At 41.2% G+C, this 12,531-nt stretch carries 12 protein-coding genes and 1 tRNA gene; 5 read left to right on the plus strand and 8 right to left on the minus strand.

Going from position 1 to position 12,531, the window contains the following annotated elements; genetic code table 11:
• Nucleotides 1-57: 57 nt before the first annotated feature.
• From D0463_RS12515 to D0463_RS12535, 5 genes are all read right to left on the minus strand, one after another.
• Nucleotides 58-480, minus strand: a complete 423-nt coding sequence (locus D0463_RS12515; protein WP_117307732.1) for a GNAT family N-acetyltransferase — start codon at nt 478-480, stop codon at nt 58-60.
• Nucleotides 481-484: 4 nt separating this feature from the next.
• The gene (locus D0463_RS12520) at nt 485-1,000 is read right to left on the minus strand and encodes a YjcG family protein (protein ID WP_117307733.1); all 516 of its coding nucleotides are present in this window, start codon (nt 998-1,000) and stop codon (nt 485-487) included.
• Between the two features lie 89 nt (nt 1,001-1,089).
• Nucleotides 1,090-1,812 carry an alpha/beta hydrolase gene (locus tag D0463_RS12525; protein WP_117307734.1) on the minus strand — a complete coding sequence of 241 codons (723 nt, stop codon included), beginning with the start codon at nt 1,810-1,812 and terminating at the stop codon, nt 1,090-1,092.
• Between the two features lie 130 nt (nt 1,813-1,942).
• Nucleotides 1,943-2,155, minus strand: coding sequence for a hypothetical protein (locus tag D0463_RS12530; RefSeq protein WP_367946585.1), 213 nt, complete (start codon nt 2,153-2,155; stop codon nt 1,943-1,945).
• Between the two features lie 150 nt (nt 2,156-2,305).
• On the minus strand, nt 2,306-2,851 hold the full coding sequence (locus tag D0463_RS12535) for a DsbA family oxidoreductase (protein ID WP_301950644.1): 546 nt from the start codon (nt 2,849-2,851) through the stop codon (nt 2,306-2,308).
• Between the two features lie 221 nt (nt 2,852-3,072).
• Here D0463_RS12535 and D0463_RS12540 point away from each other — a divergent pair.
• Both D0463_RS12540 and D0463_RS12550 read left to right on the plus strand, forming a co-directional pair.
• Nucleotides 3,073-3,145 (plus strand) — tRNA-Val (locus tag D0463_RS12540).
• Nucleotides 3,146-3,858: 713 nt separating this feature from the next.
• On the plus strand, nt 3,859-4,500 hold the full coding sequence (locus tag D0463_RS12550) for a hypothetical protein (protein WP_117307738.1): 642 nt from the start codon (nt 3,859-3,861) through the stop codon (nt 4,498-4,500).
• A 180-nt stretch (nt 4,501-4,680) separates the two neighbouring features.
• Here the strand turns inward: D0463_RS12550 and D0463_RS12555 are convergent, their stop codons facing one another.
• The 3 genes from D0463_RS12555 to fdhD all read right to left on the minus strand — a co-directional run bounded on the left by D0463_RS12555 (nt 4,681) and on the right by fdhD (nt 7,595).
• Nucleotides 4,681-5,397: a 3-ketoacyl-ACP reductase gene (locus tag D0463_RS12555; protein ID WP_117307739.1), complete on the minus strand. Its 717-nt coding sequence runs from the start codon at nt 5,395-5,397 to the stop codon at nt 4,681-4,683.
• Between the two features lie 365 nt (nt 5,398-5,762).
• On the minus strand, nt 5,763-6,782 hold the full coding sequence (moaA, locus tag D0463_RS12560) for a GTP 3',8-cyclase MoaA (RefSeq protein ID WP_117307740.1): 1,020 nt from the start codon (nt 6,780-6,782) through the stop codon (nt 5,763-5,765).
• Nucleotides 6,783-6,806: 24 nt separating this feature from the next.
• Nucleotides 6,807-7,595, minus strand: a complete 789-nt coding sequence (gene fdhD, locus D0463_RS12565) for a formate dehydrogenase accessory sulfurtransferase FdhD (RefSeq protein WP_117307741.1) — start codon at nt 7,593-7,595, stop codon at nt 6,807-6,809.
• Nucleotides 7,596-8,135: 540 nt separating this feature from the next.
• On the opposite strand from fdhD, the gene D0463_RS12570 reads away from it, so the two are divergent.
• From D0463_RS12570 to D0463_RS12580, 3 genes are all read left to right on the plus strand, one after another.
• Entirely contained in the window at nt 8,136-9,404 is a 1,269-nt protein-coding gene (locus D0463_RS12570; RefSeq protein ID WP_117307742.1) for an L-lactate MFS transporter, read from the plus strand.
• A 74-nt stretch (nt 9,405-9,478) separates the two neighbouring features.
• Nucleotides 9,479-9,838, plus strand: coding sequence for a Na-translocating system protein MpsC family protein (locus D0463_RS12575; protein WP_117307743.1), 360 nt, complete (start codon nt 9,479-9,481; stop codon nt 9,836-9,838).
• A gap of 202 nt (nt 9,839-10,040) precedes the next feature.
• Nucleotides 10,041-12,401 (plus strand): FdhF/YdeP family oxidoreductase, encoded by a 2,361-nt coding sequence (locus D0463_RS12580; protein ID WP_117307744.1) that lies wholly within the window; start codon nt 10,041-10,043, stop codon nt 12,399-12,401.
• The last annotated feature ends 130 nt before the right edge of the window (nt 12,402-12,531 follow it).

Raw genomic sequence — 12,531 nt, forward strand, 5'->3', positions numbered from 1 at the left:
ATAAGAAATAAAAAAACCGGACGCTTCATGTTTTTGTACATGAAGCGTCCGGTTTAATTAGATTTCTTTTATCATCGTTTTGTGTGGAATGCCCGCATCAAGGAATTCATCAGAAACCGTCAAATAACCAAGGCTTTCATAGAAGGGAATCGCGTGTGTCTGTGCATTCAGCTTCAATTTCTTGATGTCTGTTGAAATCGCGAATTCTTCGATGGCTTTCATGATCTTGACACCAGCGCCTTTTTGGCGTGATGAAGATATAACGCAAATGCGCTCAACCTTGCCAATGCCGTCTAACACGCGAAAACGGCCGGCTCCGATCGGGTTATCGGCGTCATACAAAACAAAATGGGTTGCGTCCTCTTCGTATTGGTCAATTTCTTCCCGTGCTGGAACATGTTGTTCGTCGATGAAGACCTTTGTACGAATGAAATAAGCATCCTTGCGTTCTTGCTCAGTTTTTGCAATGATTACGTTCATTTTTCTATTCCTTTCCTAATATGAATGTTTCATGGACGGACCACGAACCATTTTCAAGCTGATACAGAAGATGGAAACGATCCACTTCCTCTGAATGTGTGACATCAAGCATTCTTGACTGGCCGAACACATCGGAGTGTTCATCGTCTGAAAGCTGCTGTCCAATCGTAATGTGCGGGACAAAAGCATATTCATTTATACTCTTGAAGAAATCTTTACTATGAAGAGTTTCGTGTAATTTTTTCAGTTCAGGAGTTAGTTCAACTTTGAAATAAATGGTATTGTTAACAGGCTGGAAAGAGCTGACCTTAAGGACATTTAAGGTAAACGGCTTTGAATCCGAAGAGATTTGCGAAAGCTTTTCCGCAACATTCTTGATTTCAGTGTCGCTAGCTTCAAATGCCCCTTTAATTGTAATATGCGGAGGGATGAGTGCGTAATGCGGATCATACCGTTTTCGATAGGCATTTGCTTTGTCCTGGAGATTTTTTGATGGGAAAATGGCCACTCCATATTTCATTTTGGTACCTCCTCGTATAAAAAAGTGAATGGTCTAACATGTGCAGTTATATAATTATAACAAAGTTTGGATGGAATAATTAACCTGACTTAAAAAATTTCCTTGAGTGCCCGTTTTAAATCAGGCTGCCAGTATTTCCACGTATGATTTCCGTCGAATTCATCGTAAAAATAAGAAAACCCTTTTTGTTTAAATACCTCGCTGATTCTGCGGTTCGGCTCGATAAAGTTCTTTTTCGTTCCCTCTGTCGTCGGCACCTCGGTTTCCTGTTTGCCGATGACATGATACAGTTCAATGAGGTGAGGGTGCTCAAAGTCCTTAACCGCTTGCAGGGCGGCATCGTTTATATAAGGAGATTGCAGAATGCATTTGCCGAATGTATGTGGATATTGTAAAGCCGTCAATAGGCTAACGGTCGCGCCAAGAGAGTCCCCGATTAAAGCCCGTCCCATTCCCATTTGATACGTGGGAAACTCTTTATCGAGAAACGGAACCAGCTCATGGGCGAGAAAGCGTATGTAGGCAGAATGCTTTTCACCAGAAGGATGATATTTGCTCCTGCGGTCGTGGACATCCCGGTAAGGAATACCGACAATGATTAGATTTTCGATTTCCTGCAGGTGATGCAAATCGTCAGCGACCCTTCCGATCCGACCAAGTTGAAAGTAATCCCGGCCATCCTGGGCAATAGCCACAGAATATTTATAGAGGGGAGAGAAATTTGCAGGAAGATAAATCAATAATTCAAATTCTTCCCCCAACTCCTTGCTCGTAAACGCATATTCTTTAATGGTTCCTTTAGGTATACTCATCGTCTCACACTCCATATATGAATGTCGTATCGATTACGAACATAATTCTAGCATAAAGAGGTGTGACTTTTCCTGTTAGAAGATTAATGGAAAGGAAATGGGCAGGTAAATATCATAGTGAAGGTCACCGTTATCCCAGTTGTTTATAGCGGGGCTGAATCAGGCGAGCGGAAAGAATGTTGGAAATTTTAAAGGTGCGTTTCATTTGCCGAAGAAAGCAGAAAGCCCGAATATATTCACCATCTATTTCAAGGACGGAAATCCTTCGCTGTGAAATCGTTTCTTTTTCGGAAAGGTAAATAATTTCCAATGGTGTTCCTTCTTCCAAGCTAAGCAGCAGCATCGTCTTCACATTCATAAACCTCCATTTCTTTGAATCTTAATTATATTATATACGAACGAACGTTCTTTATGCAAATAAAATAGAAACAAATGTTCTTATAATGGAAAAGGCACCATCCATAAAAATGGATAGTGCCCTAGGATCTGTATTTTAGTTTGCCGCTTCTTCATCCAGTATTCTTTCTAATGCTTCTTGCGTATGCAAGCCCTGGACGCGACGATTACCGATGAAAAAGGTCGGCACTGCCGTAATTTGAGCATCGTAGTAGGCATGCTTCAGCGCCTGCTTATGATGCATTTCATATTTGCGTTCGGATAATGCTTTCTTGAACTCATCCCTGTTTAATCCTACTGAAGCAGCGGTATCGGAGAGAACATCAATGTTCCCGATATCTTTGCCTTGCTCCCAGAATTCCTTCAGGACAGCTTCGACATACTCATTTCCTTTGCCATTCTCCTTGGCGAAACGAAATCCTTCATGCGCCAGGTGGGTATGAGGGGTCGGGTCCGTTTCCGGCATGACCATTTTCACGCCAAAACGTTCAGCGAGAGGGGAGATGGATTGTGTCCAGCCCTGCTGAAATTTTTCGCTTTTCGGGGATAATGTTTCAGCCGGATAAGGACGCAGTTCAAACGGCATCCATTCGATCTCAACATCTCGTCCTTTAATTGCTTCCTTAAGCGGAGCCTCCGCTATATAACAGAACGGTCAAACATAATCAGAATAGATTCGGACTTTCAACGTCATTTTTATTCCTCCTTTTTTTCACTGTTTAGTTTATCAATATAAGTGCAGGAAATACGAACGAAATGCTTGCGCTGATTTAAATAGAAGGGAAAAATATTATAAATGAGGTTGACTTTTTTCGGACAAAACATATAATTAGATATGTGCTTTATGATGTACATATATAATTCGATCTGTTAGCTCAGCTGGGAGAGCATCACCTTGACAGGGTGGGGGTCGGGGGTTCGAGCCCCTCACAGGTCATCATTACCAAAGGCTTAAATCCTTGATATGACAGGGATTAAGTCTTTTTTATTTGTTCTTCGTTTGAGGGCTAATTTTAATCATTTCATTAATGTCCAGTTCTTTTAACTCTATCTCATTTGGGTTTCTCTCTTTCTGTCATTATAGGGAGTAACATCATAAGCAAAGTAGTCGAACTGTAAAATAAGGCATAAATCTGTATCTAAAGAGTACGCTTCTTTTTTAAGAACTTTCTCTAATTTCTTTAGCTTTTCAAAAGTTGGCGGCATTTGCATATACTTTCCAAGATAACTCATTTTTTTCCCCTTTAATTATTTTGTACAATTAGATGATTAAAGCATAACTTATATACTAAATTTTTACAATTTCATGTTAATATTAGAGTGAGGTGTTAATAATAGGAAACATAATATTACATGAGTGGATTGAATATTCTTCAAACTTGAATTTCATAGAAGGACGAATTACAAGAGATGGAACGTTACTACTGGTCGAGAGCAATTTACAGGAGTTGGATTTTTTCCAACGTCCTGTACCAGAGAACCACTGGACGATTCGGATTATTAATGGTGCAAACGTTGAAACAGTTGAATTAATAAGGTAATTAAGTATTGTGAAAAATTTATATGACATTAGCAACTCTCAAATGTTAGAGTGAATTAAAGTCTACCTAAAGTTAAAGTGTTTGTATTTAAAATCGGGAGAGTTGAAAAGTGAAGCATGTATTGTCCATTTTAACTACTTTGTCAAATGAAAGACCAATTTTTCATTCAGAAGCAGACTTTCAACATGCTTTAGCATGGGAGATACATAAAGAAAACACAAATAATAAACTTAGATTAGAGTACAACCCAGCTATAGCAGATAGGAATATGTATCTTGATATTTGGGTTACATACCCAAATGGTAGCCGAACAGTATTTGAGTTGAAATACATTACTAAAAAAATAAGTTTGCAATTAAATGATGAAGCCTTCAATTTAAAAAACCATGGTGCCCCAGATTTAGCAAGATATGATTTTATTAAGGACATAGTAAGAATAGAAACGGTTTGTAACTCATTAGCAAGTACAAATGGTTATGCTATTATTCTAACGAATGAACCTGCGCTTTGGAAACAGACTGTGTTACGTGATAAGATCCCGAATGATATAGAGTATAGGATTCATCATGGAAAGATCTTAGAAGGACAATTAAAATGGGGAGTAAATACTGGGCAAGGGACCATGAAAAGTAGGGAAACTTCCTTAAATCTTTTAGGCTCCTATAAATTAAATTGGCTACCTTATTCGAAAGTAACGGATTCTAACGGTGGGGAATTTAGAATGGCAATTGTTGAAGTGCCTACTAAATAAAAGGAGCAACAACCTTGTTTATACAGTTGAAGAAAGGGATTGTTGAGGGATACTGATAGTTAAGCCCAGTAAGAAGCAGCAACAAGGAATAAATAAATTTAAGGAGCAGCCGGTATCGGCTTGCTCCTTATTTAATATCCCGCTGAAAAGAATTACACTTAGTGGCGTCTGCTGGATTTCTTAAGGATTTGTGGACCACATACCTGCTGTTTTTACAAAGACTCGCGGATTCAGCTTTAGCTGCGCTACCATGAATTCGGCAAGGTCTTCGGGCTGCATGACTTTTTCGGGATTGCCGTCGGTCAGATTCGTCTCAATCGCTAAATCGGTTGCCACTGTACTTGGAGTCAGGGCACTGACGCGGATGTTGTGCTTGCGCACTTCCAGCATTAGTGATTCGGTCAGCCCAAGCACTGCGAATTTGGAAGCACTGTAGGCGCTTGTCACGGCAGCTCCTCTTTGGCCCGCAGATGAAGAAATGTTAATAATGTCACCTGCTTTTTGCTCAATCATTCCTGGCAATACCGCACGGGTTACATTATATACTCCCATCAGGTTGACTTTGATTATATTTTCCCACTCTTCGGGAGTGAGCTCCATAAATTCACCGAATTTAGCAATTCCGGCATTGTTAATTAAGATATTGATCGCCCCGAGGTCTGATTTGATATGCTCAACGGCATGACTGACAGCATCAAGATCAGCCACATCTGCAGAAGCTGCTGAAACTTCAACATCATACTGCGCCAAATCAGCAGCCACTTTTTCAAGATTGGACATATTCAAACCAATCAATCCTACATTTACGCCTTCCTGGGCCAGCGCAATAGCTGCAGCCCGGCCGATTCCCCTGCCAGCTCCTGTGATTAAGGCAGTTTTTCCTTTTAATGAATTCATGTAATCACTCCTACATCATATTTGCGAAACTATAGATTATTTCATTCCACTGTGATAATTTACCCTAAGTGCCCCGGTTATTGCACGAAATAAGATTGTCCAAAACGAGCATGTGTCTTTTTACAGAATGTATTTTTGTCTTAATATAAGTACGGACTTTTTTTATGCAGGTGAATTGATATATTGATATAATATTTTATCGACAAATTCACAAATCTAAATGGATTTCTAACCACCTTTCTTTGAACGGTGAAAAAGGGGAAGAGTGGCAATAAATCCGTGCAAAAAATACCCCTCATAAAAGTGTTGAACACATTTGCTCAACATCTGCTATAAGGGGTTCTTGCTTCAATTCAAAGAATGATTCATCCTCCGATATGGCTCATTTCAATTTTCTTGCGAGTGGTGCCGGCCGTACTGCGTTCTTCGGAATAGCGGTCTTTGCGCACGTTCCAGAGCTCTTGCAAAAGACTTGCCAGCTCTTCGTCTGTCAGATTAGATCGAAGAGGGGATCTGAGATCATGCCCTTTTGAAGCAAACAGACAGGTGTACAGCATTCCGCTTGCGGACAGACGGGCCCGGTTGCAGGTTGAGCAGAACGCATCGGAGACGGATGAGATCACACCGATCTCATCATTGGATCCAATATAGCGATAGCGACTGGCTACCTCTCCTGTGTAGTTTGGGTCAATGGGTTCTAGTGGCATGACTTGGCTGATGTCGTCGATAATTTGCTTTTTCGGGTAGACATCATTGAGCTTCCACTCGTTTGTGTTGCCAACATCCATGTATTCAATAAAGCGGAGGATATGCCCTTTTTCACGGAAGAATTTGGCCATTGGAATGATTTCCGAATCGTTCATTCCCTTTTTAACGACCATATTTATTTTCACTTGCAAGCCTGCTTCACTGGCAGCATCAATTCCATCGAGTACCGTTTGAACGGACACGCCGCGGCCGTTGATTTTCCCGAATATTTCATCTTTTAAGGAGTCCAGGCTGATGGAAACCCGCTTTAAACCGGCCTCTTTCAACTCTCGGGCGTACTTGGGCAAGAGTGAGCCGTTCGTTGTCATTGCAATATCTTCTACACCGTGGATACTTTTGATTTTCCTAATAAGCTCAGCCAGATTGCTTCGCATTAAAGGCTCCCCGCCGGTGATGCGGATCTTTTTAACTCCTAAGGAACCAACAAATATCTTGGTCAGCCGTTCCAGTTCTTCGAAGGAAAGAAGTTCATTTCTTTTTAAGAAGGGATAATCCGGGCCAAATATTTCAGCAGGCATACAATAGGTGCAGCGGAAATTACATTTATCTGTAACCGAGATTCTTAAATCTCGAAGAGGGCGGTTGAAATAATCATATACCGTCGGTTCTGTTAGCACTGGCTTTTCCCTCCCTCGAACATTCTATTTTGTGATTCTTTCCGGACATGAGTATATATTGAATGATTTTCCACGAATAAAACCGACTGCCGTGATGTTTAAATCATTGGCCAGCTTAATGGCCAAATCAGTAGGTGCCGACTTTGATAAAACGATACCCACACCGATTTTTGCTGCTTTCAATAAGACTTCAGAGGAAATCCGGCCGCTAAAAACAATGATCTTATCGCGGACAGGTATACGGTTTAAAATACTATATCCAAATAATTTATCCAATGCATTGTGCCGGCCAATGTCAGTACGCACTGCAACCATTTCTTCAGGGGTACATAGTGCAGCATTGTGAACACCGCCTGTTTCCTGAAAAACCTCGGAACTATTTTGCATCTCGTTCATCAAACGAATACATTGAGCTGCCGTAACCGTCGTGGTTGATGTCGATGTTTTTGCTGTTCTCGCATCATTGTGAAAATAGAATTGGCGGCTTTTTCCACAGCACGAACCAATAAAGCGTTTCGAGTAATATTCCTGGCTCGTGACTGTAGCTGCTTTTAACTTTACATAAGCATAACCGCGGCTTTCGTCGATGCTGATGGAATCAATATCGCTATAAAAACGAATCGCACCTTCAGACGCTAAAAAGCCCACGACCATCTCCTCGAAGTTCGTTGGAGTGCAGACTATGGTAGCAAACTCTTCATCGTTCAAAAAAACCGTCAACGGAAATTCATTTACAATGACATCTTCCACTTCAAGGAACTCTTCATTTGTGTACTTTGTGATGGTATACTTTTCACTCATATTTTCTAGCATTGTCTTCACCCAATTTTTTAGAATATATAAATCTAAACATACTCTAATCTATTCTGTCCATCGTGTAAAATCGGTGTATCAAATTTTTTTAAAGGTATTGCATAGGTTTTCATAAAGTGATAATATTTTTTTAGTTCATAAATCTGTCACATTTTTGATTCGAGATAGCGATCCTGTCATCGGTTAAAATGTAAATGGAATTGGAAGCGATTAACTGTTGGTCCGATAGTAGCGAAACCTGCTTGAAACTAACCGTCAATCTTTCTCTGCATGTACATGCCCTGATTGTATGCATATGCAGAGAGGTTGGCGGTTATCTGTGTTTTTAAGACCTCTTTTCGTTGGCATTGTGAATAACGCCCGGATAAAGGTCTTCATGCATGAAAGTTGAGTACATAAAAAAGGTTCTACAGGTTCTTTTTCTTACATTTCTGTTGTTGTAGACAATCAGAAATGAACCTTGTCCGTTACGGAACTTGGAATTTCAGATTGGAATAGGAAGAAGATGCAAAAAGAACCACACAATTAGGGGGAAGACAGATGAAAAAGACAAAAAACCGCTGGCTTATCGCGGCATCGGCAGTGGGAATTCACATTTCCATTGGATCGGTGTACGCTTGGAGCAACTTTACAGATCCATTGATCGAAGAGTTCGGCTGGACTTCGAAGCAAGTACAATTAACATTTAGTTTAGCGATTTTATTTTTGGGATTATCCGCAGCATTCCTGGGACATTTTGTTGAGAAACATGGACCGAGAAAAGCCGGACTTCTTGCAGCAGGTTTTTTCGGAGCAGGGATTTTAGGCGCTGGATTGGCTGTTAGCCTAGGGAATCTTCCATTATTGTATTTAACTTATGGAGTTTTAGGCGGAATTGGTTTGGGAGTTGGATATATTGCTCCTGTTTCCACTTTGGTGAAATGGTTCCCGGATCGTCGTGGTCTGGCAACAGGACTTGCGATTATGGGATTCGGTTTTGCGGCTGCGATTGCCAGCCCGATCATGGATACATTGATTAAATCCGTTGGTACAGCGAATACATTTTACATTTTAGGTGCCTCTTATTTTGTTATCATGACATTATCATCATTATATTTAGAGAGACCACCTGTCGATTGGGCGCCAGAAGGCTTTAAAGAGAAAGTTCAATCAGGTAAAGCAAGAATTCAACAAGATCTATCTCAATTAACAGCAAATGAAGCGATTAAAACATCCCGTTTCTATTATTTATGGGTCATGCTGTTCATTAATATAACATGTGGAATTGCGATTCTGTCTGCTGCGAAGCCGTTAGCGCAAGAGAGCATCGGACTATCGACAGCAGAAGCAGCGGCACTTGTTGGAATATTAGGCCTTTTCAATGGATTCGGCCGTCTTGCATGGGCATCGATTTCAGACTACATTGGTCGTCCAAACACATATACGATTTTCTTTGCATCACAAATCATTTTATTTACATTGCTGCCCCACACAAAAGAAGCGATTCTTTTCCAAATCATGCTGGCAGTTATCTATACGATGTACGGTGGCGGGTTTGCAGCGATTCCGGCATTTATCGGTGACATGTTTGGAACGAAACAACTAGGCGCGATTCACGGATACATTTTAACAGCTTGGGCCGCTGCCGGGTTGGCTGGTCCAATGTTTGCAGCATGGATGAAAGATACAACAGGAAGTTATGGGACAAGCTTAACGTTCTTTGCCGGCTTATTTATAGTGGCATTAGTGGTTTCCTTACTCATTCGCCTGGACATTCGCAGGCTGCGTCGATTGAATGAGGCATCACAATCACAAAAAATGGCTAGTTGATCCTTTTCTAATAAAGTTTCGTATGATACAATACCTAACATGTTAAAGCCTGTAGGGTTGACAGGGAGGATATCGTGAATAAATACGAAGCAGAATTTAGCAATATCGTGCGTTCCTTTCGCAAAAAGCATATGGGCAAGGGACCAAGCAAAATCACCACAACTTTTTGTAAAAACTGGGCTATTTGTGAGATGGAGGGAAATCTCTCTCCAGTTGAGAAATTTATGGCCTCTGCCAATGAAGGAAAGCAGGCATTGCGATCAGCGAGAACCGAAATGGTCAAAGATATGTATCGCAAGAACCCGCCTGTAGAGATGGAAGAGTTCTTAGGATGTAAATTTAAAGAACTGTTTGTCGATATCGATCTAGATCGTGATTTTGGCATGTCGATCTTCGTGTTCGACGAAGACATTCAGGCAAAATTTAATAACTAGGTATGGCACTTGGTAGCGAACCTGCAAAAGACTAACCACCGTAAAACTCAGGAGGCTTATGGCTAGCCTGAGTTACGGTGGTTTTTCTTTTTTATACAAGTATGAATCAGTAAATATTACAATTGACCAATCGGAAATTAAGAGTGTTCTTATTTTCCTTTCATATACTAAGATTAAGAGAATTTATTGGGAGTGTTATAGAATGGGAAAAACAAAACATCCAGGACCACAGAAGAAAGATAAAATGCCTGCACCCAAGCATTGGGTAAGTCCGATTCCGTTTGGGCTTACGAAAGTAAAGCCGCACCATATAAGAGATACTATGAAAATAGTTTGGGACAACAAAGATAACTTAGGATATGCAACGAACATCATAACGAAAGGTGTTTGTGACGGTTGTGCTTTAGGAGTATCCGGTCTTTCTGACCAAACTTTAACAGGACCGCACTTTTGTACAACGAGGTTGAATGTACTTCGTTTAAATACAGTGGGTGCGATTGATCCTGATATTCTTCATGCAGATATCGATGAACTAAGAAAATACAGCAGCACCGAGCTTCGTAAACTGGGCCGCATTCCATATCCGATGATTCGCCGAAAAGGAGAGCGGAAATTTTCCAGGCTTACTTGGGACGATGCGATGGATATGATCGCTGGAAAAATGAAAAAGCTGGATCCGAAACAGTATGCGTTTTACTTAACCAGCCGGGGAATTACAAATGAATCCTACTATGTAGCAGGAAAAGTTGCCCGATTCCTAGGTACAAACAATATTGACAATGCCAGCCGTATTTGCCACTCTCCTTCAAAGACAGCGATGAAGCGTTCGATTGGGGTAGGGGCATCGACAGCAAACTACCTTGATTGGATCGGCACAGACGTCCTCTTGTTCTGGGGAAGTGTAGCGTCCAATAGTTCACCTGTATCGACAAAGTATATGCTCGAAGCAAAGAAAAAGGGAACGAAAATAATCGTGGTGAATCCTTACAAAGAACCAGCCATGGACAAGTATTGGATTCCTTCGAACCCTGAATCCGCATTGTTCGGAACAAAAATCGCAGATGACTTCTATCAAGTCAACATCGGTGGGGATATTGCTTTCATGCACGGAATTATGAAACACTGGTTTGACATGGAAGAAAGTCGGCTTGGATCAGCTATCAACCATGAATTTGTCAATGACCATGTAAACGGATATGAAGAATTAAAAGCAAAAGTCCAGGAACAAAGCTGGGAAGATATTATTACATCATCTGGTGTGACAAAAGAGCGGATTATTGAATTAGCTGAGCTGCTTGCGAATAGCAAAAATGCCGTATACGCCTGGGCACTTGGCTTGACCATGCACTCGTTTGCAACAGATAACATCTCACAGGTAGCAAACCTTGCATTGCTGCGCGGACACCTGGGCCGCAAGTATGCCGGCCTAATGCCATTCCGTGGACACTCTTCTGTACAGGGAAGTGGAGAAATGGGGGCTGACCCATTTGTGCTTCCTGGTGGAGATTTCTATGGGGAAAACATTCAACGAATCGAAAAATTGTGGGGATTTGATTTGGCAGAATGGCAAGGAGATATTGTTGGCGTAACGTTAGAAAACATCGTATTGCCGGAAGATCACGAACGTAAGATTAAGATGTATTACCTTTCTGGTGGTAATTTCCTTGAAACGATGCCTGATCCCGATTTTGTGGAAAAAGCTTTATCTGAACTCGAGATCCGTGTACACCAGGATATCATCCTGAACACCTCTACTCTTGTGGATGCCAAGGAAGCAGTTATTGTCATTCCTGCCAAAACCCGCTATGAGCAAGAAGGTGGCGGTACATCGACTTCCACAGAGCGGATGGTATACTTTAGCCCTGAAATTGAAGGGAATAAGAACCAGATTGAAGAGGCTCGTGCGGAATGGAAAATCTATATTGATCTAGCCAAACGAATTAAGCCAGAAACAGCCCATTTGGTTGATTTCAAAGATGGGCAAGAAATCCGGGATGAAATTGCCAAGGCTAATCCAAACTACGATGGAATACAGGACCTCAAAAAAGCAGGAGATGTATTCCAGTGGGGCGGAGCATGGTTATGCGAAGACGGAATTTGTCCGACTCCAGATGGCAAAGGAAATCTTATTAATGTTGACATTCCTGACCTCGGTAAAAAAGAAGGTCAATTTATTGTTACTTCCCGTCGCGGTAAACAATTCAATTCCATGGTTTACAATGAAGTGGACCCGTTAAATGGTGCAGGCAGATACGATGTATTGATGAACAAAGAAGATGCCCAAGAATTGAGCATTGCTGAAGGGGAAGGGATTGTATTGTACAACGGCTTTGGTGTATTCCAAGGAAGAGCGAAGTTTGTTGACATCGCCCGTGAAAATGTTGAAGTTCACTTCCCTGAAGGAAACTTCTTATTGCCAAGAGGCCGTTACGAGAAATTTGCAGGTATTCCTGATTACAACATCACGGTTACACTTGAAAAAGCCGACAGATACAATGCCCGTAAAGATGTTGAGTATAATGAAAGACATATTGCAGAAGATGATCTTGATGCTCCGGCATAAAAAGTACGCTTAAAGCAATTTATCAGCTTGCAGATAATCCGACTGGATGAATCTGCAAGCTTTTTTAATAGTAAGGCTCTGTTAAACGATAATGTTGTTTTTGGGAAGGGAATCTGCGAGACTCCTCGAA

Origin of the sequence: Bacillus sp. V59.32b (genome assembly GCF_003429085.1) — a bacterium.
In the GTDB taxonomy this organism is placed as follows: domain Bacteria; phylum Bacillota; class Bacilli; order Bacillales; family DSM-1321; genus Peribacillus.

Coding starts and splice junctions, on each gene's coding strand:
- D0463_RS12580 (WP_117307744.1), top strand. CDS start 10,041: ATGGGAAAAACAAAACATCCAGGACCACAGAAGAAAGATAAAATGCCT.
- D0463_RS12530 (WP_367946585.1), bottom strand. CDS start 2,155: ATGCTGCTGCTTAGCTTGGAAGAAGGAACACCATTGGAAATTATTTAC.
- fdhD (WP_117307741.1), bottom strand. CDS start 7,595: ATGCTAGAAAATATGAGTGAAAAGTATACCATCACAAAGTACACAAAT.
- D0463_RS12555 (WP_117307739.1), bottom strand. CDS start 5,397: ATGAATTCATTAAAAGGAAAAACTGCCTTAATCACAGGAGCTGGCAGG.
- D0463_RS12570 (WP_117307742.1), top strand. CDS start 8,136: ATGAAAAAGACAAAAAACCGCTGGCTTATCGCGGCATCGGCAGTGGGA.
- D0463_RS12515 (WP_117307732.1), bottom strand. CDS start 480: ATGAACGTAATCATTGCAAAAACTGAGCAAGAACGCAAGGATGCTTAT.
- D0463_RS12525 (WP_117307734.1), bottom strand. CDS start 1,812: ATGAGTATACCTAAAGGAACCATTAAAGAATATGCGTTTACGAGCAAG.
- D0463_RS12520 (WP_117307733.1), bottom strand. CDS start 1,000: ATGAAATATGGAGTGGCCATTTTCCCATCAAAAAATCTCCAGGACAAA.